Origin of the sequence: Stenotrophomonas sp. RIT-551 (genome assembly GCF_026241915.1) — a bacterium.
In the GTDB taxonomy this organism is placed as follows: Bacteria; Pseudomonadota; Gammaproteobacteria; order Xanthomonadales; family Xanthomonadaceae; genus Stenotrophomonas; species Stenotrophomonas bentonitica_A.
The window spans coordinates 1-24,744 of the sequence record NZ_JAPJIU010000023.1; the positions used below are offsets into that span (position 1 = coordinate 1).

The 24,744-nt window shown below is 65.9% G+C and carries 29 protein-coding genes and 1 tRNA gene; 7 read left to right on the forward strand and 23 right to left on the reverse strand.

The genetic code is table 11. From position 1 onward, the window contains the following. Window positions 1–135: 135 nt before the first annotated feature. The 5 genes from ORK51_RS17205 (at window position 136) to ORK51_RS17225 (ending at window position 4,536) form a co-directional block, all read left to right on the forward strand. Window positions 136–819, forward strand: a complete 684-nt coding sequence (locus ORK51_RS17205) for a response regulator transcription factor (RefSeq protein WP_266086107.1) — start codon at window positions 136–138, stop codon at window positions 817–819. After that, window positions 812–2,182 carry a sensor histidine kinase gene (locus ORK51_RS17210; RefSeq protein ID WP_266086109.1) on the forward strand — a complete coding sequence of 457 codons (1,371 nt, stop codon included), beginning with the start codon at window positions 812–814 and terminating at the stop codon, window positions 2,180–2,182. The genes ORK51_RS17205 and ORK51_RS17210 overlap by 8 nt, the downstream gene beginning before the upstream one ends. 137 nt (window positions 2,183–2,319) lie before the next feature. Continuing rightward, window positions 2,320–3,456, forward strand: a complete 1,137-nt coding sequence (locus ORK51_RS17215) for a PepSY-associated TM helix domain-containing protein (RefSeq protein ID WP_266086111.1) — start codon at window positions 2,320–2,322, stop codon at window positions 3,454–3,456. 8 nt (window positions 3,457–3,464) lie between these two features. Next, on the forward strand, window positions 3,465–3,635 hold the full coding sequence (locus tag ORK51_RS17220; RefSeq protein WP_266086113.1) for a hypothetical protein: 171 nt from the start codon (window positions 3,465–3,467) through the stop codon (window positions 3,633–3,635). 88 nt (window positions 3,636–3,723) lie between these two features. Further along, window positions 3,724–4,536, forward strand: coding sequence for a sugar phosphate isomerase/epimerase family protein (locus ORK51_RS17225; RefSeq protein ID WP_266086115.1), 813 nt, complete (start codon window positions 3,724–3,726; stop codon window positions 4,534–4,536). Between the two features lie 73 nt (window positions 4,537–4,609). On the opposite strand, the gene ORK51_RS17230 is transcribed toward ORK51_RS17225, so the two are convergent. The 8 genes from ORK51_RS17230 to ORK51_RS17265 all read right to left on the reverse strand — a co-directional run bounded on the left by ORK51_RS17230 (window position 4,610) and on the right by ORK51_RS17265 (window position 11,231). Continuing rightward, window positions 4,610–5,488, reverse strand: a complete 879-nt coding sequence (locus tag ORK51_RS17230; RefSeq protein WP_266086117.1) for an SDR family NAD(P)-dependent oxidoreductase — start codon at window positions 5,486–5,488, stop codon at window positions 4,610–4,612. Window positions 5,489–5,574: 86 nt separating this feature from the next. Beyond that, a complete protein-coding gene (locus tag ORK51_RS17235) occupies window positions 5,575–5,958 on the reverse strand; it encodes a YbjQ family protein (protein WP_019185367.1) in 384 nt (127 codons plus the stop codon). A 122-nt stretch (window positions 5,959–6,080) separates the two neighbouring features. Continuing rightward, complete coding sequence (locus ORK51_RS17240) at window positions 6,081–6,377, reverse strand: hypothetical protein (protein ID WP_266086120.1); 297 nt, start codon at window positions 6,375–6,377, stop codon at window positions 6,081–6,083. Between the two features lie 851 nt (window positions 6,378–7,228). Then, on the reverse strand, window positions 7,229–7,606 hold the full coding sequence (locus tag ORK51_RS17245; RefSeq protein ID WP_266086122.1) for a putative quinol monooxygenase: 378 nt from the start codon (window positions 7,604–7,606) through the stop codon (window positions 7,229–7,231). Window positions 7,607–7,655: 49 nt separating this feature from the next. Then, window positions 7,656–8,324, reverse strand: a complete 669-nt coding sequence (locus ORK51_RS17250) for a carboxymuconolactone decarboxylase family protein (protein WP_266086124.1) — start codon at window positions 8,322–8,324, stop codon at window positions 7,656–7,658. A 158-nt stretch (window positions 8,325–8,482) separates the two neighbouring features. Beyond that, window positions 8,483–8,830 carry a cyclophilin-like fold protein gene (locus ORK51_RS17255; RefSeq protein ID WP_266086126.1) on the reverse strand — a complete coding sequence of 116 codons (348 nt, stop codon included), beginning with the start codon at window positions 8,828–8,830 and terminating at the stop codon, window positions 8,483–8,485. Window positions 8,831–8,967: 137 nt separating this feature from the next. Further along, window positions 8,968–10,176: an MFS transporter gene (locus tag ORK51_RS17260; protein ID WP_266086128.1), complete on the reverse strand. Its 1,209-nt coding sequence runs from the start codon at window positions 10,174–10,176 to the stop codon at window positions 8,968–8,970. Continuing rightward, complete coding sequence (locus tag ORK51_RS17265) at window positions 10,173–11,231, reverse strand: alpha/beta hydrolase (RefSeq protein ID WP_266086130.1); 1,059 nt, start codon at window positions 11,229–11,231, stop codon at window positions 10,173–10,175. The genes ORK51_RS17260 and ORK51_RS17265 overlap by 4 nt, the downstream gene beginning before the upstream one ends. 112 nt (window positions 11,232–11,343) lie before the next feature. Here ORK51_RS17265 and ORK51_RS17270 point away from each other — a divergent pair, with 112 nt between their 5' ends. Continuing rightward, window positions 11,344–12,234, forward strand: a complete 891-nt coding sequence (locus ORK51_RS17270) for a LysR family transcriptional regulator (RefSeq protein ID WP_070473895.1) — start codon at window positions 11,344–11,346, stop codon at window positions 12,232–12,234. Window positions 12,235–12,294: 60 nt separating this feature from the next. On the opposite strand, the gene ORK51_RS17275 is transcribed toward ORK51_RS17270, so the two are convergent. Further along, complete coding sequence (locus ORK51_RS17275; RefSeq protein WP_323054100.1) at window positions 12,295–12,792, reverse strand: CPBP family intramembrane glutamic endopeptidase; 498 nt, start codon at window positions 12,790–12,792, stop codon at window positions 12,295–12,297. Window positions 12,793–12,869: 77 nt separating this feature from the next. Between ORK51_RS17275 and ORK51_RS17280 the strand changes: the two genes are divergently transcribed. Continuing rightward, window positions 12,870–13,412 carry a hypothetical protein gene (locus ORK51_RS17280; RefSeq protein ID WP_266086134.1) on the forward strand — a complete coding sequence of 181 codons (543 nt, stop codon included), beginning with the start codon at window positions 12,870–12,872 and terminating at the stop codon, window positions 13,410–13,412. Window positions 13,413–13,532: 120 nt separating this feature from the next. On the opposite strand, the gene ORK51_RS17285 is transcribed toward ORK51_RS17280, so the two are convergent. The 14 genes from ORK51_RS17285 to ORK51_RS17350 all read right to left on the reverse strand — a co-directional run bounded on the left by ORK51_RS17285 (window position 13,533) and on the right by ORK51_RS17350 (window position 24,594). Beyond that, window positions 13,533–13,607, reverse strand: a tRNA-Val gene (locus tag ORK51_RS17285). Window positions 13,608–13,672: 65 nt separating this feature from the next. Next, on the reverse strand, window positions 13,673–14,026 hold the full coding sequence (locus ORK51_RS17290; protein WP_019185355.1) for a PilZ domain-containing protein: 354 nt from the start codon (window positions 14,024–14,026) through the stop codon (window positions 13,673–13,675). Then, window positions 14,023–14,982 (reverse strand): DNA polymerase III subunit delta', encoded by a 960-nt coding sequence (locus ORK51_RS17295; RefSeq protein ID WP_070426752.1) that lies wholly within the window; start codon window positions 14,980–14,982, stop codon window positions 14,023–14,025. Before ORK51_RS17295 ends, ORK51_RS17290 begins: the two co-directional genes overlap by 4 nt. Next, window positions 14,975–15,643, reverse strand: coding sequence for a dTMP kinase (gene tmk, locus ORK51_RS17300; RefSeq protein WP_266086138.1), 669 nt, complete (start codon window positions 15,641–15,643; stop codon window positions 14,975–14,977). The genes ORK51_RS17295 and tmk overlap by 8 nt, the downstream gene beginning before the upstream one ends. Continuing rightward, window positions 15,640–16,701 carry an endolytic transglycosylase MltG gene (mltG, locus tag ORK51_RS17305; RefSeq protein WP_266086140.1) on the reverse strand — a complete coding sequence of 354 codons (1,062 nt, stop codon included), beginning with the start codon at window positions 16,699–16,701 and terminating at the stop codon, window positions 15,640–15,642. The genes tmk and mltG overlap by 4 nt, the downstream gene beginning before the upstream one ends. Before the next feature lie 66 nt (window positions 16,702–16,767). Continuing rightward, window positions 16,768–18,123 carry an aminodeoxychorismate synthase component I gene (locus tag ORK51_RS17310; protein ID WP_266086142.1) on the reverse strand — a complete coding sequence of 452 codons (1,356 nt, stop codon included), beginning with the start codon at window positions 18,121–18,123 and terminating at the stop codon, window positions 16,768–16,770. A gap of 95 nt (window positions 18,124–18,218) precedes the next feature. Further along, a complete protein-coding gene (gene fabF / locus ORK51_RS17315; protein WP_070426749.1) occupies window positions 18,219–19,481 on the reverse strand; it encodes a beta-ketoacyl-ACP synthase II in 1,263 nt (420 codons plus the stop codon). Between the two features lie 136 nt (window positions 19,482–19,617). Next, complete coding sequence (gene acpP / locus ORK51_RS17320; RefSeq protein WP_017357544.1) at window positions 19,618–19,857, reverse strand: acyl carrier protein; 240 nt, start codon at window positions 19,855–19,857, stop codon at window positions 19,618–19,620. Window positions 19,858–20,010: 153 nt separating this feature from the next. Next, window positions 20,011–20,754 (reverse strand): 3-oxoacyl-ACP reductase FabG, encoded by a 744-nt coding sequence (fabG, locus tag ORK51_RS17325; RefSeq protein WP_046274024.1) that lies wholly within the window; start codon window positions 20,752–20,754, stop codon window positions 20,011–20,013. 74 nt (window positions 20,755–20,828) lie between these two features. Next, on the reverse strand, window positions 20,829–21,773 hold the full coding sequence (gene fabD / locus ORK51_RS17330) for an ACP S-malonyltransferase (protein WP_261997757.1): 945 nt from the start codon (window positions 21,771–21,773) through the stop codon (window positions 20,829–20,831). Between the two features lie 81 nt (window positions 21,774–21,854). Beyond that, window positions 21,855–22,637, reverse strand: a complete 783-nt coding sequence (locus tag ORK51_RS17335; protein ID WP_266086148.1) for a BUD32 family EKC/KEOPS complex subunit — start codon at window positions 22,635–22,637, stop codon at window positions 21,855–21,857. Window positions 22,638–22,712: 75 nt separating this feature from the next. Continuing rightward, on the reverse strand, window positions 22,713–23,690 hold the full coding sequence (locus ORK51_RS17340; protein WP_019185346.1) for a beta-ketoacyl-ACP synthase III: 978 nt from the start codon (window positions 23,688–23,690) through the stop codon (window positions 22,713–22,715). An 88-nt stretch (window positions 23,691–23,778) separates the two neighbouring features. Then, complete coding sequence (rpmF, locus tag ORK51_RS17345; protein ID WP_017357626.1) at window positions 23,779–23,976, reverse strand: 50S ribosomal protein L32; 198 nt, start codon at window positions 23,974–23,976, stop codon at window positions 23,779–23,781. A gap of 108 nt (window positions 23,977–24,084) precedes the next feature. After that, entirely contained in the window at window positions 24,085–24,594 is a 510-nt protein-coding gene (locus ORK51_RS17350) for a YceD family protein (RefSeq protein ID WP_019185345.1), read from the reverse strand. Between the last annotated feature and the right edge of the window lie 150 nt (window positions 24,595–24,744).

The window sequence follows — 24,744 nt, forward strand, 5'->3', positions numbered from 1 at the left end:
GGGCAGGGCCACTGCTCGGGGCGAATATAGGAGAACCGGGGCGAGGATCCGGCGAAAACCGCATGAAACATTTTTCATTTGCAGTCCCCACAGGGGGTTGCGACGATGCACCGGTCCCAATCGTCAAAGTGGCCTATGCCGCGCGTACTCACTATCGAGGACGACCTCGTCACCGCCGAGGAAATCGCCACGGAACTGCGCAGCCACGGCTTCGAGGTGGACCGGGTGGGCAACGGCGAGGATGGCCTGGCAATGGCCGCCCGCGGGGACTACGCCGTGATCACCCTGGACCGCATGCTGCCGGGCATCGATGGCCTGGCCCTGGTCACCGCCCTGCGCCGCCAGGGCATCACCACCCCGGTACTGATGATCAGTGCCCTTTCCGACGTGGATGAGCGGGTCCGTGGCCTGCGCGCCGGCGGCGATGACTACCTGACCAAGCCCTTCGCCTCTGACGAAATGGCGGCCCGCGTGGAGGTGCTGATCCGCCGCCACGGGCAGCCTGCCGTGACCGGCAACCAGCTGCGCGCCGGCGAGCTGGAGCTGGACCTGATGACCCGCACCGCGCGCCGGGCCGGCGAGGAGATCCCCCTGCTGCCCACCGAGTTCAAACTGCTGGAGTTCCTCGTGCGCAACGCCGGCCAGGTGGTCACCCGTACCATGTTGTTCCAGGAGGTGTGGGGCTATCACTTCGATCCCGGCACCAACCTGATCGATGTCCACATCGGCCGCCTGCGCAAGCGCATCGACCAGCCAGGCCGTGCCCAGCCGATCCGTACCGTGCGTGGCACCGGGTATGTCCTGGACAACCATGTCTGATCAATGGCGTTCCTCCAGCAGCCGGCTGCTTGGGCTGTACTGCGTGCTGTTCGTCGCCTGGTCCAGCGTGCTGCTGGGCGTGATGTACTGGCGCGTCTCGGACTATCTCAACGACCTCGCCGAATCCGGCCTGCAGCAGCGCGCGCACCTGTTCGAGAAGTTCAACGGCCAGGCGCTGGACGATGCGCTGCGCGACAGCCTGCGCTACGACCTGCACGGGGCGTATGCCTATGGCATCTTCAGCCGCGCCGGGGCGCCGCTGGCCGGCCCGCTGCTGGCGATTCCCGGCGACCTGCGCATGGATGGACATGCCCAGGCAGTGGATAGCTGGTCATTGCGCAGCGGCCCGATCAATGCCCCCGGGCGCGCGCTCGGGGTGGAAACCCAGGATGGCCGGCTGCTGGTGTTCGTGCGCCAGAGCGGCAAGCTCACCGCGGTCAACAGCATCATCCTCGATGCGCTGCTGTGGGGCGTTTCGCTGACCATCATTCCCGGCCTGGCCGGCTGGCACATCCTGCGCCGGCGCCCGCTGAAGCGGATCCAGGAGATAGAGGCCGCGACCAAGCGGATCATCGCCGGCGATCTCGGCCAGCGCCTGCCGGTGTCCGGGCGTCCGGATGAAATCGACCGCCTGTCGAGCATCGTCAACGCCATGCTCGAACGCATCGAGCAGCTGATGACCGAAGTCAAAGGCGTATGCGACAGCATCGCCCACGATCTGCGTACTCCGCTCACCCGCCTGCGCGCGCATCTGTACCGCACCCGTGTCGGGCTGGAGGAAGATGACCCGCGCGCGGCGCAGCTGGACAAAGCGCTGGACGAAACCGACCGGCTGATGGCGCGCTTCGGGGCGCTGTTGCGCGTCTCCGAACTGGAAAGCCACCAGCGCCGCTCCGCCTTCGTCGAACTGGATGCGGGCGAGCTGCTGCGGGAGCTGCATGCGTTCTACCTGCCGCTGGCCGAGGAGAAGAACCAGCAGCTGCTGCTGGAGATCGACCCGCAGGCGGGCACGTTGTGGGGCGACCGCGAGCTGCTGTTCGAAGCATTGGCCAACCTGCTCTCCAACGCGCTGCACTTCACCCCCACCCAGGGCCGGATCGTGCTGCGCGCGGTGGACGACCGCGGCACACCGCGGATCGATGTGATCGACAACGGACCGGGCATTCCGCCGCAGGACCGCACCCTGATCTACCAGCGCTTCTTCCGCGGCGGCAGTGGCGGCGAGTCCACCGAGGGGTTCGGGTTGGGGCTGTCGATCGTGGCCGCGATTGCCGGCCTGCACGGCTTCAGGGTCCGCGCCGGGGATACCCCCGGGGGCGGGGCGTGGTTGAGCATCCGCTGTGCGGCCGAGGGCCTTCGCTGAACGAGGGCGCATCGCGTCTGCCCGGTCTGGCCGGGGTGGGATTCTTTTTGTATTCCCACCCGGCATCCGGATAATCCGTCGCGACCTGCCCGCCGGTCGCAACACCGCGTGCCTCCAGCCATCGCCCGAGAGCCTTCATGCAACGTGCCACCATCAAAGCCTGGTTCCTGGTCCACAAGTGGACCAGCCTGGTCTGTACCCTGTTCCTGTTGCTGCTGTGTCTGACCGGCCTGCCGCTGGTGTTCGGCGAGGAAATCGCCCACCTCAACGAGCCGGATGTGGCCACCACAGCGGCCGATGCCACGCCGCGTGATCTGGACGCGCAGGTGCGCACCGCACTGGCGCAGTATCCCGGCGATGTGCCGCTGTTCGTCGGCTGGGATCCGGACGCACCCACCGTGTACGTCAACACCGGTGCACGCCCGGACACCCCGCCACCGCAGATGCACACCGCGCTGCTGCACGCGACCACCGGCGAGGTGCTGCCGGCCGCGCAGTTCAACCAAGGCGTGATGTACTTCCTGTACCGCCTGCACACCGATCTGTTCCTCGGCCTGCCCGGCATGTTGTTCATGGGCGCGATGGGGCTGCTGTTCGCGGTGGCGATCATCTCCGGCCTGGTGTTGTATGGCCCGTTCATGCGCAAGCAGCGCTTCGGCACGCTGCGCACCGGTCGCAACCGCCGGTTGGCCTGGCTGGACCTGCACAACGTGTTGGGCGTGGTCACCCTGGGCTGGGCACTGGTGGTGGGCGTCACCGGCGCCATCAACACCATCGCCAAGCCGCTGGAACAGGCCTGGCAGAGCGAGCAGCTCGGCGAGTTCGCGGCCCGCTATGCTGGCCAGCCACGGCCGGCCACGCTGGCCTCGCTGCAGGCCGCCGTGGAAACCGCACGTGCCGCCGAGCCCGGCATGCGCCCGGCCTTCGTCAGCTTCCCCGGTACCGGCTACAGCGGTGACCACCACTATGGCGTGTTCATGCAGGGCAACACCGCCCTCACCGAGCGCCTGTACCGCCCGGTGCTGATCGATGCCAAGACCGGCGAGCTCACCGCGCAACCGCAGTTGCCGGCCTACATGAGCGTGTTGCTGCTGAGCCAGCCGCTGCATTTCGGCGACTACGGCAAGCTGCCGCTGAAGGTGCTGTGGGCCCTGCTGGACCTGCTCACCATCGCGGTGCTGATCAGCGGCCTGTATCTGTGGGTGAAGCGTGGCAGTACCGACGCACGCGTCACCGAGATCGAGCGCGCCGCGCAGCATGGGGGTGCCGCATGAGCGCACCGATGAAACCACCGCGCAGCCCCTTCATCGCCCCGGCGTGGATCGCACTGGCCAGTGTGGTCGGCCTGGTCAGCGCGCTGATCGGCGACGGGCTGCTGGACCTCATCTCCTGGCTCGTGTTCACCGCGTTGATCGCGCTGGTGGTGCGTGCGTGGGTGAAACGCACGCGCTGACGCGGCGCGGGCGCATCTGCACAGGACGCCGATGCCCGGGTCGATAGCATGGAGCGCGAGATCCACTGCGTGCAAAGGCGTTGCCCCGATGAACCGATTGCCCGGCCCCCGCTTCCTCAACACGATCCTGCTCGGCGGCGACACGGTCGACAAACTCGAGGCCGCCGCCGCGGCAGGATTCGCGCAGATCGAACTGTGGCGTGAGGATGTCGCGTCCTCATCCGTCGCCGACGTGCGTACAGCCCTGGCGCGCACCGGCCTGCAGCTCACCGACGTGCAGGTGCTGCTGGATTTTGACGGCGCTTCAGCCGCCACTCGCCAGAGCAAGCGTGCCGAGGCGATGTCGTTGCTCGCGCTGGCAAACGACGTCGGTGCAGGCACTGTGTTGGTGCCTGCCTGCACGGCAACCGACTACGCGCCCGAGCGGGTTGCCGACGACCTGCGCTGGCTGTGCCTGCGTGCCGCTGAGCACGGCCTGCGTATCGCCTACGAAGGCATGGCCTGGAGTCGTCTGCACTCCACCCTGCCCTCGGCGTGGCAGCAGATCGAGCAGGTCGGGGCGCCGAACCTGGATATCGTGGTCGATGCCTTCCACCTGTTCGCCGCCGGGCGTACGGCCGATGACCTGCACGACATCCCGGTGGAGCGCATCGCGCTGGTGCAGCTGTCGGATGTACTGGCCCAGCCGTTGCCCGGGCAGGTGACCACGCAGGCGCGGCATCACCGCGGCCTGCCGGGCGATGGCCTCTGGCCGCTGGAGACGCTGATCGATGCGCTGGCCGAGATGGGTTACAGCGGGCCGATCGGGCTGGAGGTGTTCAACGACGCGCTGAAGGCCCGTGATCCCCATGAGGTGGCGGACGAGGCCATGGCGGCGCTGGAGGCGGTGCTGGCGCACTGATGTGTTTCCGGCTGCCCTCATGCGACGGCACCAGGGTGCCGCGCCAGGCGCTCAAGCAGCCACGTGCGAGGCGTCAGCGCGGCTCGACGGTCGGCGTTGCCATGTCCTGCCACTGCGCGGCGACGTCCTCGATACTGAGGGCGGAAACTGCCCGCAGATCACGCGGGTAACGCACGCCCTCGGCCTCGGTCAGTCGGGTCGCATGGAACTGCCCGTTGCTGGCCCGCAGGATCCAGCCGCCCTCGATGCAGGCACGTGAAGCCAGGAACACGACACCCGGCGCCACGCCCTCCGGATGCAGTTCATCCGGTTCGCCCTCCACGCCCCACATGCGGGTCTTGGCCACCGGCGATACCGCATTGACCACGATGCCATGCGCCGCGCCCTCGGCTGCCAGTACGTTGACGATCCCGACCGCGGCCGACTTCGCCGCCGCATACGCCGCCAGCCCGTGCTGCACGTACTGCGGATACAGCGCGCGGTCGGAGGTGGTGAGCACGATGCGGCCGTGGCCCTGCGCCTGCATGGCCGGCCATGCGGCCTGCGCCAGCCACAGCGGCGCCTTGGCCGCGACCGCCATCATGTGATCGAAACGATCCTCGTCCACCGCATCGATACGCTGGTACTCGACCCAGCCGGCGTTGTGCACGATCGCATCCAGGCGGCCGTGCCCCTGCAGGATATCGGCGACCAGCGCTGCCGCCCCGCTGCGGGTATCGATGCCATGGTGGCTGGCCTCGACAGAAAGGCTCTGTGCATGCAGGCGCGCCACCGCCTGATCGATCCGCCGCGGATCGGTGCCGGTGCCGTCCAGGGCCGCGCCCACATCCTGCATCACCACGTGTGCACCGCGCTGTGCCAGCAAGCGGCTGTAGGCGAGTCCCAGTCCCCCAGCGGCACCGGTGACCAAGGCAACCTGCCCCGCAAAAGAAAGTGTGTCGTTGATCGTCATGCAGACAGCATCCGCCTTGCGCAGCGCGGATGCCAATACCGATGACAGCTTGCTGCGATACTCAGGGCATATCGCACGCAGGATGCCTAGACGTGCGTGGGCTCGACGATCACCGCCGTGCCGTAGCACAGCACTTCGGTCAGGCCGGTCATCACGTCGGTGGCGTCATAGCGCATGGCGATGATCGCGTTGGCGCCCAACATCCGCGCATGATTGGACATGTCCCGATAGGTCTCTTCGCGCGCCTGCTCGCACAGCTGCGTGTAGATAGTGATGTTGCCGCCGAAGATGGTCTGCAGCCCGCCGAGGAAATTGCCCACGATCGAACGCGAACGCACGGTGATGCCACGCACCACGCCCAGGCTGCGCACCACGCGGAAACCGGGCAGTTCCATCGCCGTGGTCACCATCGCATCGTCGAGCCGGGTTGCGGGGCCTGCGCGGCCACCGCTGTTGTAAGGATCCGCCATTGCTGCCTCTATCCAGGGTGAGAGTATCGATCCGGCCAGCGCGCACGGTGCGGCTGGAGCTGGCCGAAGGATAGCGCCAAGCAGAACGCGGATGCGATGCCGGGTGACCTTCCCGTGCCCCCCTAGGCGCCATCGAGCCTGACCACCTGGTATACCGCCACATTCTGCTCGGCCAGCGCCCGCACCACCTCGGGAATCAGCTGCATCGGCAGGTCCACTTCGTACCCGTGTGGACGCGCGTGCAGCAGCGAGGCGTCGAAATCGAAGGCAGGGTGGTCGCTGGCGCGCTCGACCAGGAACGTGGTGATTGCATCGCGCGCGATGCCCTCCCACTCGCCCACTTCGAAATACACCCGGTACAGCGTGTCGCCGTAATCGTCGGGCGTGCCGTGCACGGATGCCACCGCTGAATCGGTCATCGCGTCCTCCTGTGTGGGCGCAAGCGCCAGGGTCAGCCGAAACCATACACCTCGGCCGGTCCCAGGCGCCTGCGCACCGCGGTACGTCCGGCGGCCCTCAGCGACCCCGCGGATCGACCAGATCGCGCTTGCTCCGCGCGAACACCGGTGCGCCCACGTCGAGCTCGGCATCACCCACCGCCCGTCCGGCCAGGAAATCAGCGATGCCCGCGGCGATGGCCGGATTCCCCTGCTCGGCGGGTCGCGTCGTTCTGGCTGGCGGCCCTGCACATCCGGCCAGCACCACAGATACAGCCCACGCGGCATACAGAACGCGTCCAGGGAAAGTGCGAGGTGCCATGGTGCTGCCATAGGTAAGTGATGTGCGTGCATTCTTTGCTCCCTCCGTCACGGCAACAATGTCGCGGTTGCGTCATTTCCTGCCATGACCCTGTCCTTCCGCTTGAGGAGAGACCGCCAGCTACGCTTCGATGCCTGCCGCGAAGTCCGCCTTGAGCAGGTCCGGCTCACGCGCAGCGTGGGTGCACAGCGCTGAGATAGTGAAGCTTTGGTGCCGTTACATCCGCAGCAAGGCCAAGCAGCGCAGGTGACCACCAACCTTCCTTCCTGCTCATGCAGGCCGAGGGACAGCGGTGGAGCGCGATCTCCTCACTGGCCAACATCCATTGCGATCCGTCGGGTCATCGAGCGGATCTTCCCGCTCCTGCAGACCGAGGTCGCCTTGGCCCAGGTGCTCTTTGCGACATCTCCGCGCGCGTCTGCTCCTGACCAGAAGCGGACTCCGAACACTGTCAGCACATCTGTGAATGCCGAGCTGACGGGCCCACGTGTCCGTCCAGCCAGGCTCACTGCTACTTGATCTTCAGCTCCGGCAGAAGAGGGTCAACATCAACCAGCTCCAGGGACTTGACCATGTGCAGCGTCCCGTTCTTGTACTTGAGGAAGTGCGGACTCTTCAGATGCTGCTCGTAAGCCTCACGACTCGCATAGATTTCAAGGATCGTCAGCCGAGTAGGATCTTCCTTGTCAAAAACCGCATACAACGACAGCACGCCTGGCTCAAGCGCCATTGAGGCGCGAACTTCTTCCGCCAACTCGTCTCGATAGGCGGGCAGATGGTCTGCATCAACGGTGATCTTTGATAGTCGTGTCATCTGTGCCTCCTCCGCTCCAACACGGAAGAAGCACGCCAACATACTGAACAACGTGGCCATGATGATCTTGTTCACTTGGTTCTCCCAGGTGCGCATGACAGTAAAGAAGTCTTTCGCGTAGGCATCATTCTTTCCGCACTTCCAGCTGAGTTTGAATGCCGACGCGAACACGTTCCGCGGCCTCCACGCCGACGTGCGCTTCGAGCACATCAGCCAGCTGATACAAATGTTCTGGCCGCAGTCCGATGTTCATGCTCATGCCTATGTGAGACTGCAACTGAGGGCCCACCCCGGACATCGCCGCCAGCATGCTGACCGTGGCCAATTCACGGCTCTGCCAATCCAGGTTGTCGCGCTCGAAGATGTCGCCAAACAGGTGCGTACGCAGATAGTCGCTTGCCTGCGGTGCGAAATCGAACAATGGCCCTGAGACCGGACCACCAGCCAGCTTGGTCTGATTCGCGGTGCCTGCAGCGAGCAACGCGTCGCCCTTGGGGATCGGCTTGGCAGGTTCGCGGCCAGCTTCATCCTGGATGCCCCTCTGCCTGCGCGCCTCCGCCACCTTCATCAGTGCGCTCAACGCGTTCAGGCTGCGCGGAAAGCCCGCATAGGCGTAAACCTGCACGAGGATTTCTCGCGCTTCGGCAAGACTCAGCCCCGCGTCCAAGCCTTGATTCAGCGCCTCCCGAAGGCTATCCATGTTGCCGGCAGCTGCCGACGCGCTGATCGGAATGATGGCTTGCTGGCGGGAATCCAGTTCGGTGGTAGAACCCCCGTCTGAGTTGACGTTCATAGCTTCTCCTTCGTGTGCGAAAGGCGGCATTGATCGGATCGATGCGGACCGTGCCCGTAAACCAGTCCGTCGATCCTTTGATGGACGCTTGGGCGCCATGGCGTTTGATTTCCATGTAGCTCACCCATTTGTGGTGTGGTTGGGCATGCAACCAACGGCTAGTCGGACTCAATTCGAACCGCGAGCGGACCTTCCGTGCGAAGGACCTGCAGTCCTCCTTCGATTCGACCCAGTCGGATCAAACCCTTCGAGTACGCAAATGGCCTGTGGAAAATCGCCAGATTTCCCCATGGCGCATAAAAGGCGATGTCGCCCGCCGCCGGCGTGAATCCCTCCAGCTCACCCGCCACACTGAGACGGCGCGGAAGCTGCGCGATTTTCTCGTTCTCGGCGTAGTCCTCAAGCTGCAGCGTCAGCGGCAATTGGGCGATGAACTCGCGCGCCGGGATACTGTCTTCCATGGTGGCCGACAGCACCTGATCGTTGATGATCAGTCGAATCTTCATGGAATGAACCTCCGGGTTTGACTCTACCTTCCTGGCTGCAATGGCGTGATGAGCGGGCTCGGCAGAGCATGCCGCTATTCCCCCGAATGCAAGCAGGAGGCAAAGTAGCTTTCCTGTGAACGACGTAACGCGCCTCATCAGCCCCGTGCCTCCACAGCGACCACCGGCCCGGGCGTGGTCGCCTGGTCGGACGCCGTGGCATAAGCGAGCAGCGCGGCGCACAGCAACAGGCCAGCACTGGCCAGGAACGTACTGGCAAAGCCGAGACTGTCAAACAGCAGTCCGCCCACGGTCGAGCCAAGTGCGATGGAGCACTGCACCACCGCCACCATCAGCCCGCCGCCGGCCTCTGCGTTGTTGGTGAAAGTGCGGGCCAGCCAGCTCCACCAGCCCACCGGCGCGGCCGTTGCCAGCAGGCCCCATACCGAGAGCAGTGCGGCGGTCGGCCAAAGCTGGTGCCCCAGTGGAACCAAGGCCACAGCAATGAGCGCCATCAAGGCTGGAATGGTCACCAGCGTTCGGTAAAGCCCACGCCTGATGAACGCGCCAATGACGAGCGTGCCCACGAAGCCACTTATGCCGATGGCCAGCAGCACCAGTGGTACAGCAGACGTTCCTGCACTGGTCACCCGCTCCAGGAACGGCCGCACGTAGGTGAACAGGGCAAATTGCCCCATGAAGAAGGCACCGCAGGCAAGCATGCCAAGTGCCACCACACGCCGCCGGAACAGCGCGACCAAGCCGCCTTGTGACTGCCCGCTCTCCGCGGGCATGGAGGGCAGACAAACCCACTGCCATGCGAGAGCTATGGCAGCCACCGGCAGAAGGCACAAGAAAGCGCCGCGCCATCCGATCATGCCGCCCAGGTAGCTGCCCAATGGCGCCGCAACTACCGTTGCAAGCGCGTTGCCGCTGTTGAATATCGCCAAGGCTCGCGGAATCTTCGCAGCCGGAACCAGCCGCATTGCCGTTGCGGCAGACAGTGACCAGAACCCACCGATCACCACGCCGATCAGTGCACGCCCCATCATGTAGACCGGATAGTTCGGAGCCAGGGGCACCACCACACCCGACACTGCCATCAATGCGGTGAGGATCAGCAGCAACGTTCGTCGATTCATGTTGCCCGCCAACCGGGAGATCAACAGGCTGGTCAGCACCGCAAAGGCTCCCGAAATGGCAATGCCGTACCCGGCAAGCCCTTCGGTCACGCCCAGATCTGCCGCCAAGGGAGTAAGCAGGCTCACCGGCATGAATTCCGAGGCTATCAACGCGAAGACGCACAACGTCATCGCGAGCACGCCCCCCCAGTTGGCGCGATCTGCAATCGCGTGTGTGCGGCTCATTTCCCGGCCAGGCCGCGCTGGAAGAACGTCGTCAGTTTCTCGAAGGGAATCAGGTTGGCGCGGTCATACAGGTCCACGTGACCCGCACCCTTCACCCAGTAGAGTTCCTTCGGTTGGCCGGCCCTTTGGTATGCGTCTTCGCTGAACTCGCGTGAATGTGCGGCGTCGCCGGAAACGAAGAGCATCGGCCGGGGTGAGATGGTCTCGATGTCGTTGAAGGGATAGAAGTTCATGAATTTGACCAAGCTGCTGAAGAGCGGCTGGGTCGTCAGCTCTGCCGTATCGCCCTTTGGCGTGTAGGCGCCGCGCGGGGTACGGTAGAAGTCGAAAAACTCGCGTTGGATGGCAGGGGTGTCAGCATCGAGTTTGTTCACCGTGCCTGGCACGTACACTGCCGCCCCGCCCTTGAACTCTGCCAGGCGCTGGCCCGTTGCGGACTGGATCATCGTCTTGCGCTGCTCCAGCGATTGCCCGTTGTTCAGCCCCTGCCGTGCCGCCGCACCCATGTCGTACATGCTCACCGTAGCAATGGCCTTGATGCGCGGGTCGATCTTGGCGGCGCTGATCACAAAGCTGCCGCTGCCACAGATGCCCAGGCCGCCAATCCGATCCGGGTCCACATAGGCCTGCGTACTCAAGAAGTCGACGGCCGCACTGATGTCGTCTGAATAGATTTCCGGCGCCACCATATGCCGCGGGGTGCCGCCGCTCTCTCCCCAGAAGGAAAGATCGATCGCCAGCGTAACGAAGCCCTGTTCGGCCAGCTTCTGCGCGTAGAGCTGCGAGCTCTGCTCCTTCACTGCGCCCATCGGGTGGCCAACCACCACGGCGGGCGCGCGGCCGACGCGAGGCAAGCCATGAGGGCGGTACAGCGTGCCTACCACTTCCATCTGGTACTGGTTGTGGAAGCTGACGCGCTCACCCGTGACCGTGGGGCTGCGGTAGAAGTTGTCTGCCCCGGCCGGACGGGCTGCCCCAGGCGTTTCGGCAGCCATGGCGGGAAGCGGAAGTACGTAGCTGGCAAGCAGCGCCAGCAGCAACGTGGTCGGTTTCATGCGAGTACGGCCTCGGTTGGGGGGACTGAGGTCGCCACGATAGGCTCCGCCCGCTACTGCGATAAGCCGGCTGAAAGTTGATGCATTGTTGAGTTGAGCTCACAATTGGTCCATGAGCGCCGTGAAGACCAATGATCTGCAAGCCTTTCTGGTGGTGGCCCAGGAGCAGAGCTTCACCAAGGCCGCCGTTCGCCTTGGGGTGACGCCCTCTGCGCTGAGCCATTCGATGCGGTTGCTGGAAGAGCGCCTGGGCATTCGCCTGCTGGCCCGCACCACCCGCAACGTTTCCCCCACTGAAGCCGGCGAGCGCCTTATGCGCTCCATCGCACCGCACTTCGAGGCTATCGGTGCCAGCGTGGAAGCTTTGGGGGACCTGCGCGACCGGCCGGCGGGAACGCTACGGATCTCCTGCACGGATGATTCGATGGAGACCATCATCCGACCACGGCTTGCCGGGTTCCTGGCCGAGTACCCGGACATCACGCTTGAGTTCTACGTGGATTACGGCTTTACCAACGTGGTGGAGCAGCGTTTCGACGCTGGCATCCGGCTCGGGGAAGCGCTGAGCAAGGACATGATCGCTGTCAGGGTCGGACCGGATTGGCGGCTGGTGGTGGTTGGATCCCCCGGCTACTTCCAGAAACATCCCAAGCCCAGGAAGCCCGCCGACATCACCCGACACCGTTGCGTACACATCCGGCATCGCCCAAACGGTGCAATTTACGCGTGGGAGTTTGAGGAGAAGGGCAAGGAGTTCACGGTGCGCGGCGATGGACCGTTGGTCTTCAACAGCATGACCCACGTCATCAATGCCGCCATGGACGGCCTGGGTTTGGCCTATGCGCCCGAGCCGATGGTCGCCGAGCATATCGCGGCGGGCAGGCTGGTTGCCGTGCTCGATAAGTGGTGCTTACCCTTCCCCGGCTACCACCTTTACTACCCAAACCGCCGGCAGCCCTCGCCCGCATTTACGGCGCTGGTTGGGTGGCTGAGGCTGGAATGAGGAGGAGCAGAAAGCTCGGATTGAATCGCCCAGTGTGTCGATACCGCCCGGGCAGTGGCGCTACCTGCTGGTCGGCGAGAAGTTCTGAGCTCCGCGCGTCTTTCGCCACTGGATCCACGCGATCGCGGCGACGAAGAAGACGCTGCACAGGTAACTACCTTCCGGCCCTTGCGCGCCACCGGTCAGGGTGTCGAGGCCTTGCGGGCGCAGCGCCACCAGCAGCGCCGGCAAGTGCGTATCGATGCCAGTGACGCGCAGCTCGAAGCCGGTGGCGAGCAACCAGTTCCACCCCGCGTGCCAGCCCATCACGCCCCAGATATTGCCGGTCCGCAGCGCCCAGGCGCAGGCGAACAGCGAGAACAGGAACGTGCCGAGCATGACCCGGGGCGGCTGGTGCGGACTGAAATGCAGGAAGCAGAAAACGAGCGACACCAGCAGCACTGCCACCGTGACATTGGTCTTGCGCGCCACGACGGACAGCATCCAACCGCGGAAGATGACTTCCTCCACGCTCGCCTGGAACGTGAAACTCAATAGCAGCAGACCGATGTGCAGCAGGCGCGCAGTTCAATACCCTGCAGGACATCGCCTATCTCGACCCGAGGTATGGCGAGACCCAGGGCGCCCGCCGCTATGTGTTCCTGTACGAGGGCAACGCCGCCTTCAATCTGATCCAGCGCTGCTACAACCAGGGCGGCCGGCATACCTTCGTCATCGGTGCACGGGTGCCCGGCCCCAACGTGTTTCTGGACTGCCTGGCCGTGGGCGACAGCAACGACAGCGGCCCCCATCACCGCTGGTCCACCGGCACGCTGTACGACAACACCAAGGGATACATGCTGCGAGCGCAGAACCGCCGGTACAGCGGCACGGGGCACGGGTGGGCAGGCGCACAGCAGATGTTCTGGAACACCGAGCACGACATCTACGTGGTCCAGGCGCCGCCCTTCGCGATGAACTGGAGCGTGGGACAGGTGGGCGCTATTGCACCCGGGAAATTCCCGCCGGAGGAGCCAGCGGGGATCGTGCAGTCGATGGGCCAGGTGGTGACACCTCGCAGCCTGTATCTGCAGCAGTTGCGTGATCGTCTGGGCGAACAGGCGGTGGTCAACATCACCACGGAAGCGCAACGTGACGGGCGCATCTGGGACAGCCTGGCCGATGGTGCGGGGGAATAGCGCTCATAGCGGAGAGCGCTGGCAGCCAACGCATTGACGATCAGCTCCGCGATAAGCGGCAGGTGGAGCGCCCACCCAACAAAAAAGCCCCCGTTTCCGGAGGCTTTTTCGACTGAATCATGGTGGGCGGTACAAGGTTCGAACTTGTGACCCTTGCCGTGTGAAGGCAATGCTCTACCGCTGAGCTAACCGCCCGATGCTGCTGAGCCGCTCATTATAGGGCGGCAAATTTCGACGTCAACGGTTTCGCCGAAATTTCTTCACATCGTGTGCGTGGGCTTGTCCGCGGTCAGGATGCCGGCCAGCAGGGTCTCGATCCGGTGGCGGACGGTCTCCCCTTCCGCACCGTCGGCCAGCTGTACGCCGATGCCTGCCGCGCGGTTGCCCTGGGCCCCTGCGGGGGTCACCCAGATCACCTTGCCGGCCACCGGCAGGCGCTCGCCGGAGTCCGGCAGGGTGAGCAGCAGGAACACCTCATCGCCCAGGAAGTAGCGCTTGGGCGTGGGCACGAAGATGCCGCCGTTCTTCACGAACGGCATGTAGGCGCTGTACAGCGCGGCCTTGTCCTTGACGGCAAGGGACAGGATGCCCTGTCGGGCGTTGGTGGCGCTCATGCTCTATTCCCCTTGGCGTGCCGTTCGTTGACCTTTCCCCAGGCCAGCAGCAGCTCAACCACCGCAAGATCGGCGCGCACCGTGGTGCGCAGCAGGTCGCGGGTGCGGTTGGCCGCATCGAACCAGGCGGCCAGCTTGTGCAATCGATCGGGATCGGTCAAGCCACCGCCGGTGGCCTGGGCCAGGGCGAGATCGGCGGCGTGGCGCAGGCGCAGGGCGGCGTTGTCGTCGGCAGTCCAGCGCTGGGCCAGTTCCACCGCGCCGGCGCGGCCGGCGACGAGGGCTTCCAGGTCGGCGGCGACCTGGCGGCGCAGGGCCAGGCCGTCCTCGCGCAGCCACTGGTCGGCCAGGCCGGGATGGCCGCGGGCGGCGTCCAGCGCTTCGCGGGCGCTGGCCTCGCTGTGGCCCAGGGTCTGCAGCCAGGCGAGCGCTTCCTCGCGCGGCGGCAGCTTGAACTCCAGGCGCTGGCAGCGGCTGCGGATGGTGGCCGGCAGGCGCGCGGGGTCGGCGCTGATCAGCCACAGGTAGCGGCCGGGCTGCGGCTCTTCCAGGGTTTTGAGCAGGGCGTTGCAGGCGGCGCGGTTGATGGCGTCGGCAGGATCGACGATCACCACCTGGGCCACGCCGTACTGGGGGGTCAGCGAGAGCTTCTGCGAGACCTCGCGGATCTGCTCGATCACGATTTCGGTGCGCAGCTTGTCGCCGGATTTGTTGGGAATGAACGAGATCCGCTGCAGGTCCGGGTGGGTGCCCGCGGCCAGCAGCTGGGCGCTGCGCTTGGCCGCGGCAGGTTCGCCCTGCCCCAGCACGTGCTCGGCCAGCCGCAGCGCGACGCCCAGCTTGCCCAGGCCGGCCGGGCCGCAGAACAGCAGGCCATGGCCGAGGCGACCGGCGTCGAGCGCGGCCACGGTCTGGTCATAGGCGCGCTGCTGCCAGGGGGAAAAGGGTTCAGCCACGTTCCGGCTCCTGTGCCAACCATGCCGCCACGGCCGCCACCACCGCGCTGGCGACGCCGGCCTGGTCCTGGCTGGCGTCGATCAGGCGGTAACGTGCGGGGTCTTCGCTGGCACGCTGGCGGAACACCGCGCGCACCCGCTGGAAGAAATCATCGTGCTCGCTTTCAATGCGGTCCGGCCACAGGTCGCGGCCGTTGGCGCGCGCACGGCCGACCGCCACGTCCACATCCAGCAGCAGGGTCAGGCCGGGCAGCAGGCCGACGGCGCGGCGCTCCAGATCGGCGATCCACGCCGGGTCCAGGCCGCGGCCACCGCCCTGGTAGGCGTAGCTGGAATCGGTGAAGCGGTCGCACAGCACATAGGCGCCGCGCTGCAGCGCCGGGGCGATCACCTGGCGCACGTGCTGGGCGCGGGCGGCGAACACCAGCAGCAGCTCGGCCTCGGCCGAGAGTGGCTCGGCGGCGATCTCCTCGTCCGGCTTGAGCACCAGCGCGCGGATGCGCTCGGCCAGGGCGGTGCCGCCGGGCTCGCGGGTCAGCACCACCTCATGGCCGCGGGCCTGAAGGGCCTCGCGGATCGCGTTGATGGCGGTGGTCTTGCCGGCGCCCTCGCCCCCTTCCAGGCTGACGAAGTGCGGGTGCCGGTGCAGCGCGGGACTCATTGGGGGGCGGCCTCGTTGGTGCGTTTGCTGCGCAGTTGCTGCAGGTAGCGGGCAACGGCGGCGTTGTGGTCGGTGTAGTTGGCCGAGAAGATGTGCGCGCCACTGCCATCGCCCACGGCCACGAAGTACAGCGCGTCCCCCTTGGCTGGCTGCGCGGCGGCATGCAGCGCGTCACGCCCGGGCATGGCGATCGGGGTCGGGGTCAGGCCGGCGCGCGTGTACGTGTTGTACGGCGTATCGGTGGTGAGGTCGCGCTTGCGGATGTTGCCGTCGTAGCCGCTGCCGATGCCGTAGATCACGGTGGGGTCGGTCTGCAGGCGCATGCCGATCTTCAGGCGGCGCATGAACACCCCGGCGATCTGCGGGCGCTCGCTGGGCAGTGCGGTTTCCTTCTCGATGATCGAGGCGAGGATCAGCAGCTCATACGGCGAGTTCAGCGGCAGATCGTCCACGCGGCTGTCCCACGCGGCGGTGAGTTCTTTTTCCATCGCGGCATGCGCGCGCTTGAGCACGTCGATGTCGCTGTCACCGCGCTGGTAGACGTAGGTCTCGGGCAGGAAACGGCCTTCCGGGTGTTCGCCGGGGAAGCCGACCGCCTTCATGAGGGCGGCATCGTCCAGATCATCGGTGGTATGCACCAGCGGATCGGCACGCTTGAGCGCGGCGCGAAGCTGACGGATGTTCCAGCCTTCCACGATGGTGACGCGGTGCTGAAGGACGCGGCCCTGGCGCATGCGGGTCAGCAGCTCGCGCGGGGTCAGCGCCGGATCGAGCGCGTATTCGCCCACCTTGAGCTTGCCAGCGGCATCGAGCTGGCGCGCCAGCAGCTGCCACTGGGTGTCGCTGCCTTCGTCCACGCCGGCCTGGCGCAGCTTGCCGAGCACGGTGCTGAAGCCGTCCCCCGAGGCGATCACCACGCTCTCCGCACTGGGGGTGACCGGCGCATCGGCGAACGCGCCCTGGCGATGCCAGAACCATGCGCCTGCGGCCGCGACCAGCAGGGCCAGCACCAGCAACACGGCCAGTACGGCCAGACATCCCCGTTTCGCACCCGCCATGGTCACCTCGAATCAAATTCTTCGCCGCGCAGCATACCGCGCGGGTACTGCACACCGCCAAACGACTCAGGCATCGCTGCCCAGCGCCCGCAGCAGGCCACGGGCCTTGGCGCGGGTTTCGTCCAGTTCCTTGTCGGCCACCGAATCGACCACGATCCCGGCCCCGGTGCGGAAGCTGGCGGTATCGCCGGCCACTTCGGCGGTGCGGATCAGGATGTTCAGGTCCAGGTCGCCATCGCGGTTCAGCCAGCCGAACGCGCCGGTGTAGGCACCGCGCGCGGTCTGCTCCAGCTCGGCGATGATCTGCATGCAGCGCACCTTCGGGCAGCCGGTGATGGTGCCGCCGGGGAAGGTCGCGGCGATCACCTGGCCAGGGCTGACGTCCTCGCGCAGGCGGCCACGCACGTTGCTGACGATGTGGTGCACGTGGGCGTAACTCTCCACGGTCATCAGTTCATCCACCTCCACGCTGCCCGGTGCGCATATGCGGCCGAGGTCATTGCGCTCCAGGTCGATCAGCATCACGTGCTCGGCGCGCTCCTTGGGATGCCCGACCAGTTCCTGGATCCGCGCGGCATCGTCGTCGCCAGCGAAACGGGGGCGGGTGCCGGCGATCGGGCGGGTCTGCACGTCATCGCCATGCACCGAGACCAGCCGCTCGGGCGAAGAGCTGACCACCGCCCTGCCCTGCGCCATGAACAGCCCGGCGAACGGCGCCGGGTTGGCCACGCGCAGCTGCGCGTACAGCGCCTGTGGCGAGAGCGCATCGGTGAACTGCGCGCTCCAGCGCCGCGAGAGGTTCACCTGGAACACGTCGCCCGCGCGCAGGTAATCGATCACCTTGCCGACGCCGTCGGTGAAGCGCGGTGGCGCGTCTTCGCCGATCGCCACCGGGGGCTGCCAGGTTGGCAACGGGGCCAGCGCGGCGGCCGCGGCAAGGTCGTCCTGCAGGGTCTGCAGCAGCGCGACCTGACCGCTCTCGCACACGGCATGGAACTGGCCGAGCACGCGGTCGTGCAGCACCGCCGCCGGGCAGCGCAGCGCCAGCGCGGACGGCAGGCCATCGGCGCGCGCCGGCAAGGCCAGCACGTCTTCGATCTGCCCGGCCAGTTCGTAATCCAGCATCAGTGCCCAGCCACCGCGGAACGGCAGTGTCGTCTCCTCGCGCGGCAACCGCAGGGCGGCCCAGTGCGCGTCCAGCACGTCCAGGAAGCGGCCGTCCTGCGCCACGCCATCGGCATCACGCACCACGCCGTCGGCGTGCAGCGCGAGCGCTTCGCCGCTGCCCATCAGCAGCAGGTCCCAGCGCCCCTGCGCGGTGCCCGAGGCGGTGGACTCCATCAGCAGCGGGTAGCGCTGCGGGGCCAGGCGCTGCAGGGCCAGCAGGTCGGTGGTGGCGGGCAGCGGAAGCGTCTGGAACATGACAGGACACCGGAAGGGCGCGCAGCGTGCGCGGGGGCCAGATACACCAAGGCCGCCATGATGGCGGCCCGGGTGGGAGTGCACGGAACGGGCGGTCAGACGCGCTTGAACACCAGCGTGCCGTTGGTGCCGCCGAAGCCGAAGCCGTTGGACATCACCACATCGACCTTGGCCTCGCGTGCGGTGTTGGGCACGTAATCCAGGTCGCAGCCCTCGCCCGCTTCATGCAGGTTGATGGTCGGCGGGATGATGTTGTCGCGCAGCGCCAGCACCGAGAAGATCGCCTCCACGCCGCCGGCCGCGCCGAGCAGGTGGCCGGTCATCGACTTGGTGGAGCTGACCATCATCTTGTAGGCGTGGTCACCGAAGGCGGTCTTCATGGCCATGGTTTCGCCCAGGTCGCCCAGCGGCGTGGAGGTGCCGTGCGCATTGAGGTAACCGACCTGCTCCGGGGTCACGCCGGCGTCCTTCAGCGCCATGGTCATGCAGCGTGCCGCGCCTTCGCCGTTCTCGCTCGGGGCGGTCATGTGGTACGCGTCCGAGCTGGCGCCGAAACCGGCCAGCTCGGCATAGATGCGCGCGCCACGTGCCTTGGCGTGCTCGTACTCTTCCAGGATCAGGATGCCGGCGCCGTCGCCCAGCACGAAGCCGTCGCGTTCCTTGTCCCACGGGCGCGAGGCTTCCGCCGGTGCATCGTTGCGGGTGCTCATCGCCTTCATCGCGCAGAAGCCGCCCAGGGCGGTCGGCGAGGAGCCGCGCTCGGCACCACCGACCACCATCACGTCCGCATCGCCGTACTGGATCATGCGCATCGCGGTGCCGATGGAGTGGTTGGAGGTCGCGCAGGCGGAGACCGCCGAGAACGACGGACCCTTCAGGCCGGTGATGATGCTCAGCTGGCCCGGGAGCATGTTGATGATGGTCTTGGGCACGTAGAAGGGCGAGATCTTCTTGCCCTCGTGGAAATCGATGGTCTGCTCTTCGATGCCCAGCAGGCCGCCGATGCCCGCGCCAACGATGGCGCCGACGCGCTCGGCGTTGCCGTCGGTGATCTCCAGGCCCGAATCGTTCAAGGCCATGAAGGCGGCACCGAGGCCGTAATGAATGAACGGGTCCATCTTCTTGGCATCCTTGCCAGTGACCCGGAATTTGCCGAACTGTTCGTTGTCGGCGGTGATGTCGAAGTCCCTGACCTCACCTGCGATCTTGGTGGTGAAACGGTCCAGGTAGGACTGCGAAACGTTGGTCAGCGGACCGATGCCGGAACGGCCTTCGGTGATGCCCTTCCAACTGCTGGCCATATCATTGCCCAATGGCGAGACCATGCCCATGCCGGTAACGACGACGCGACGCTTCATTGCAGATTCTCCTGACCCGGGTGTTGCGGGTATCACGCGGTATAACGCTCAAAAGCACAGGGCCGCAAGCGCGGCCCCATGGGTTTGCCGCACGCGGTCGCAGCAATCGCCACGGCCGCGCGCGAGCCGCCTGACATCAAGCCTTGACGTGGGCGTTGATGTAGTCGATCGCAGCCTGCACGGTGCTGATCTTTTCGGCTTCTTCGTCCGGGATTTCGCACTCGAACTCTTCTTCCAGCGCCATCACCAGTTCAACGGTGTCCAGCGAGTCAGCGCCCAGGTCATCGACGAACGATGCGCTGTTGGTGACTTCCTCTTCCTTGACGCCAAGCTGTTCGACGACGATTTTCTTGACGCGTTCTTCGATGGTGCTCATTGGATATCGCTCCAGATGGAGTAGTGGTTCAAAAATGACGCCATCCGGTGAGGGATGACCGTGGGATAGTGTAGTGGAAACCAGCGACACCTTGCATTGCAGCAAAACATCAAACGGATCAACCACTTGCGGCGCACTCCTTGCGCCACATGCTTACGGCATGTACATGCCGCCGTTCACATGGAGGGTTTCGCCGGTGATGTAGCTGGCCGAAGGACCGGCCAGGAACGCCACCGCGTTGGCGATATCGGACGGCTCGCCGAGCCGCTCCAGGGCGATCGACTTGACCAGGCCGGTGCGCTGCTCTTCCGGCAGGGCCTTGGTCATGTCGGTGTCGATGAAGCCCGGCGCGACCACGTTGACCGTGATCCCGCGCGAGCCGATTTCCTTGGCCAGCGACTTGGAGAAGGCAATGATGCCGGCCTTGGCCGCGGCGTAGTTGGCCTGGCCGGCATTGCCGGTCACGCCGATCACCGAGGCGATGTTGATGATGCGGCCCTTGCGCGCCTTCATCATGCCGCGCATGACGGCCTTGGATGTGCGGAAGACGCTGGTCAGGTTGGTGTCCAGGATCGCCTGCCAGTCTTCTTCCTTCATCCGCAGCAACAGATTGTCGCGGGTGATGCCGGCGTTGTTGACCAGGATGCTGATGGCGCCGAATTCCTTGGCAATACCGTCCAGCACGGCCTCCAGCGCAGCAGCGTCGGTGACGTTCAGCGCGCGGCCGTGGCCACCCACGGCAGCCAGGCGCTCACCAATGGCGGCGGCACCGGCCTCGGTGGTGGCGGTGCCGATGACGGTCGCGCCCTGCGCGGCCAGTGCGTCGGCGATCGCGGCACCGATACCCCGGCTGGCGCCGGTGACCAGTGCGATTTCACCCTGAAGGGGCTTGCTCATCTCATTTCCTCGAACGGGATCGGCCTGGCCGGTCTGGCGCGAGGCCAGTCCAGCGCGGGCACGATCGGAAGACATCAGGCGGCCCAGGTCTCGCGGGCCGTCTCGAAATCGGCGGGCGTGGACAGTGTGCGCGCGTCCAGCGATTTGTCGATGCGTTTGATCAATCCGCTCAGCACCTTGCCCGGGCCACATTCGGCCACCCGGGTGACGCCGCGGGCGGCCAGCGCCTGCACGCAGCCGGTCCACTGGACAGGCAGGTACAGCTGCTGGACCAGCGCCTGGCGGATGGCGTCCACGCCGTCATGCACGCGGGCATCGACGTTCTGCACCACCGGCAGGGCCGGGGCGCGCCAGTCCAGGCCAGCCATGGTTTCAGCCAGGCGGTTGGCGGCTTCGCGCATCAGCGGGGTGTGCGAGGGCACGCTGACGGCGAGCTTGACGGCCTTGCGGACGCCCTTCTCGGCCAACAGGGCCAGCGCGCGGTCCACGGCGGCGGCGTCGCCACCGATGACGATCTGGCCGGGCGAGTTGTAGTTGGCCGGGACGACCACCTGGCTGCCGGCGGCCTGTTCGCAGACCTCCACGACGAGGGCGTCTTCCGCGCCGAGGACGGCGGCCATGGCCCCCACGCCGGTCGGGGCGGCTTCCTGCATCAACTGGCCGCGCAGGCGCACCAGATGGGCGCCGTCACGCAGCGACAGGGCGCCGGCGGCGACCAGGGCGGTGTACTCGCCCAGGCTGTGGCCGGCCAGGACGGCCGGCTTGGCGCCGCCAACGGCGTTCCAGGCGCGCCAGACGCCGATGCTGGCCGCCAGCAGGGCCGGCTGGGTGTACTCGGTACGGTTGAGCATTTCCTCCGGGCCGCCCTGGGAAAGGGCCCAGAGGTCGACACCGGCGCCGTCGGAGGCCTCGGTGAAAGCCTCGCGGATCTGCGGGTGCAGCTCGGCCAGTTCGGCCAGCATGCCCAGCGACTGCGAGCCCTGGCCCGGGAACACGAATGCGAGATTGGTATCGGTCACGCGATCATCCGCCTGCAAAAATCGAACGGCGAATGATAAAGGGGAACGTCGCCCTTCGTCTGTACTGCCGCGTATGTGGGCTCAGGTGAACAGCTGGAGGATGTCGAGGTCGCCGTCGCTGAAGAAGTCGATGCAGATCACGGCCAGCATCAGCACGCCCAGGGTTGTGGCGCCGTGGACGATCAGGATCGAGTGGGCCAGCGCGCGGGCCGAGCGGCCCATTTTCATGCTGTAACGGGCCAGCCCCTGGAGGCGACCGGTGACATCGTGGGCATGGGCGAGGACCGGCGCTTCGGCGCCGTCCATGGCCTGCGCCATCAGGTTCTGCAGCTGCTGCGGCCGATCTTCGTAGTACTTGGCCACGCCGTAGCCGAACATCAGCCAGTCGCGGGCCTGGGCCTGGGCGAGGTCCATGACTTCCAGGGGGTCTTCTTCGAAATCGATGAAGCCGATCTCGTTGCCGTCCCAGGTCAGGTTGCGCGGCAGTGGCTGGCCGAAATAAGCGCCTTTGCGGTGGGCCTGGGCGATGGCGTTCATCGCCGCGGACACCAGGCGGTCGCGGCCGGCATCGTCGGCTTCGCGCAGGCAGGTGTTGAACGAGGAGCCGTTGTCGCCCAGCACGAGGGCGGCGTGGCCGCTGCCGATCACGCTGGGGACGTTGACGCCCTGGGCCTGCAGTTCGGCCAGGCGGCGGGCTTCGGTTTCGCGGGCGGCATCGCCCCCGCGGTGCGGTGGTGGGCGCAGGGCATCAAGCTGGAAGCGGCGGGCGATGAAGTTCAGCAGCCCCAGCGCGACCACGCGGCTTCCTTCGCCGTACTGCTTCAGCCAGGCGCGCTGCCCTTCGATGACGATGGGCTCAACCATGACAGTTCTCCTGAAATGCTTACGGCCCCGTAATGGGGCCGTAACGACAGCGTCACGTTGTCGTAACTGAGGCTATCAATAGCGCAGCAGAGCAGAACCCCACGTGAAGCCGCCGCCGAAGGCTTCCAGCAGCAGCAGCTGGCCGCGCTCCACACGGCCGGAGCGGACCGCGTGGTCCAGCGCCATCGGCACGGAGGCCGAGGACGTATTGCCGTGCTTGTCGACCGTCACCACCACCTGGTCCATGGACATCTCCAGGCGCTTGGCGGTGGCTTCGATGATGCGCAGGTTGGCCTGGTGCGGGATCAGCCAATCCAGGTCGGCCTTGGTCAGCGCATTGGCTTCCAGGGTTTCATCGACGACCGAATCCAGCGCCTTGACGGCGTACTTGAACACGTCGTTGCCCTTCATCAGGATCGCGCCGCGGGCATTGTCGCCCTCGCCGAAACCGGCCGAGACGCCCACCGGGTTCCACAGCAGTTCTTTCTTGCTGCCATCCGAATGCAGGTGGGTGCTGAGGATGCCGGTGTCTTCGTCGGCCTTGAGCACGACGGCGCCCGCGCCATCGCCGAACAGCACGCAGGTGGTGCGCTCGGTCCAGTCGACGATACGGGTCAGGGTTTCCGCACCGATGACCAGCACATGGCGTGCATCACCGGAACGGATGAATTTGTCGGCCACGCTCAACGCGAACACGAAGCCCGAACAGGCGGCGTTGACGTCGAAGGCGGGGCAACCGCTCGCACCGAGCTTGGCCTGGATCAGGCACGCGGTGGACGGGAAAATCAGGTCAGGCGTGGTGGTACCCACCACGATCATGTCGAGCTGCGAAGCGTCGATACCGGCCGCTTCAAGCGCACGTACCGCGGCGTGGTAGCCGAGGTCGCTGGTGGTCTCGCCTTCGGCCGCAATGTGCCGTTCGCGGATACCAGTGCGCGATTGAATCCACTCATCGCTGGTGTCGACCATTTTCTCCAGATCCTGGTTGGTCAACACTTTTTCGGGCAAATAACTACCGGTGCCCGCGATCCTCGAGTAGATCCGCTTGCTCATTGCATGTCCTGTAGCACGATCACCAAACGTGGTGATCGGGAAGAATGGGGTAAAGGCCGCCGCCCGACCGGGCAGCGGCCTTCACAAATCAATCTTCTTCGACGGCCGAGTTCGACTTGGTCGTGATCACCTTCTTGCCGCGGTAGAAACCGTCAGCGGTGATGTGGTGACGCAGGTGCACTTCACCGGTGGTCGGATCGGTGGACAGCTGCTTGGCGCTCAGGGCGTCATGCGCACGGCGCATACCGCGGCGGGACGGGGTGACACGGGATTTCTGCACAGCCATGGGATTGCTCCAAACTCGGTTCGTTTTGCTTCGTCGTATCGTCGCGCAGGACGCCAGCGCCCAGCACAGTTTTCGCTTTCGCCGCAGCCGCCGACGACAATCCGGCTGCTATTGTTTTTTCAGTGCCGCCAACGCCGCGAACGGATTGGCCTTGCTGATTTCTTCTTCGGTCGGTGCCCAGTCCTTGTCCACTGCCTCGCCATCGGGAGACAACGGCACGACGGGCACGGCCAGGACGAGTTCGTCCTCGACCAGTTCCAGCGGTCGCAGCATGCCGTCTTCGGGCACCAGCCACGGCTCCCAGCCTTCCGGCAGCGAGGATTCTTCCTCTTCGCTGCGGATCAGACCGAGCCGCTGCACCATCGAAACCGGCAACAGGAAACGCTGCAGGCTGCGCTGACAGATCAGCGGCAGCGCGGTGTCGATGGACAGTTCAACATAGGATACCCGCAGGATGTCGTCGTGCGCGAATTCCAGTGCATAGGTGCACTGACCTTCGGTATCGGCAACAAGGCCTTGCAGGCGGGTCAATTTCGCTAGATCCACCTGGCCATCGAAGCGCCTGCGCGCTGCGACCATCCGCCAAGCATCCAGCATTTCGGGCACGTTTGCGGACATAAGCCGCTGAATGTTAAGGATCGCCCGGGCTGCTGTCAAATGCCTGCGCAGTCAGGTTGCCGATCCCCGCCCCGAGGGGCCAGACTGCCGCCCTTCCGTGCCCGGTATTGTCGCATGACCCCACTGCTGCTTGCCTCCACCTCCCGCTAC

Coding starts and splice junctions, on each gene's coding strand:
- fabG (WP_046274024.1), bottom strand. CDS start 20,754: ATGAGCAAGCCCCTTCAGGGTGAAATCGCACTGGTCACCGGCGCCAGC.
- ORK51_RS17215 (WP_266086111.1), top strand. CDS start 2,320: ATGCAACGTGCCACCATCAAAGCCTGGTTCCTGGTCCACAAGTGGACC.
- ORK51_RS17220 (WP_266086113.1), top strand. CDS start 3,465: ATGAAACCACCGCGCAGCCCCTTCATCGCCCCGGCGTGGATCGCACTG.
- ORK51_RS17335 (WP_266086148.1), bottom strand. CDS start 22,637: ATGGTTGAGCCCATCGTCATCGAAGGGCAGCGCGCCTGGCTGAAGCAG.
- ORK51_RS17290 (WP_019185355.1), bottom strand. CDS start 14,026: ATGAGCGCCACCAACGCCCGACAGGGCATCCTGTCCCTTGCCGTCAAG.
- ORK51_RS17235 (WP_019185367.1), bottom strand. CDS start 5,958: ATGGCGGATCCTTACAACAGCGGTGGCCGCGCAGGCCCCGCAACCCGG.
- mltG (WP_266086140.1), bottom strand. CDS start 16,701: ATGGCGGGTGCGAAACGGGGATGTCTGGCCGTACTGGCCGTGTTGCTG.
- fabF (WP_070426749.1), bottom strand. CDS start 19,481: ATGAAGCGTCGCGTCGTCGTTACCGGCATGGGCATGGTCTCGCCATTG.
- ORK51_RS17255 (WP_266086126.1), bottom strand. CDS start 8,830: ATGAAGATTCGACTGATCATCAACGATCAGGTGCTGTCGGCCACCATG.
- ORK51_RS17205 (WP_266086107.1), top strand. CDS start 136: ATGCCGCGCGTACTCACTATCGAGGACGACCTCGTCACCGCCGAGGAA.
- ORK51_RS17260 (WP_266086128.1), bottom strand. CDS start 10,176: ATGAGCCGCACACACGCGATTGCAGATCGCGCCAACTGGGGGGGCGTG.
- ORK51_RS17270 (WP_070473895.1), top strand. CDS start 11,344: ATGAGCGCCGTGAAGACCAATGATCTGCAAGCCTTTCTGGTGGTGGCC.
- tmk (WP_266086138.1), bottom strand. CDS start 15,643: ATGAGTCCCGCGCTGCACCGGCACCCGCACTTCGTCAGCCTGGAAGGG.
- ORK51_RS17340 (WP_019185346.1), bottom strand. CDS start 23,690: ATGAGCAAGCGGATCTACTCGAGGATCGCGGGCACCGGTAGTTATTTG.
- rpmF (WP_017357626.1), bottom strand. CDS start 23,976: ATGGCTGTGCAGAAATCCCGTGTCACCCCGTCCCGCCGCGGTATGCGC.
- ORK51_RS17225 (WP_266086115.1), top strand. CDS start 3,724: ATGAACCGATTGCCCGGCCCCCGCTTCCTCAACACGATCCTGCTCGGC.
- ORK51_RS17265 (WP_266086130.1), bottom strand. CDS start 11,231: ATGAAACCGACCACGTTGCTGCTGGCGCTGCTTGCCAGCTACGTACTT.
- acpP (WP_017357544.1), bottom strand. CDS start 19,857: ATGAGCACCATCGAAGAACGCGTCAAGAAAATCGTCGTCGAACAGCTT.
- ORK51_RS17250 (WP_266086124.1), bottom strand. CDS start 8,324: ATGAACGTCAACTCAGACGGGGGTTCTACCACCGAACTGGATTCCCGC.
- ORK51_RS17240 (WP_266086120.1), bottom strand. CDS start 6,377: ATGACCGATTCAGCGGTGGCATCCGTGCACGGCACGCCCGACGATTAC.
- ORK51_RS17310 (WP_266086142.1), bottom strand. CDS start 18,123: ATGTTCCAGACGCTTCCGCTGCCCGCCACCACCGACCTGCTGGCCCTG.
- ORK51_RS17230 (WP_266086117.1), bottom strand. CDS start 5,488: ATGACGATCAACGACACACTTTCTTTTGCGGGGCAGGTTGCCTTGGTC.
- ORK51_RS17350 (WP_019185345.1), bottom strand. CDS start 24,594: ATGTCCGCAAACGTGCCCGAAATGCTGGATGCTTGGCGGATGGTCGCA.
- ORK51_RS17210 (WP_266086109.1), top strand. CDS start 812: ATGTCTGATCAATGGCGTTCCTCCAGCAGCCGGCTGCTTGGGCTGTAC.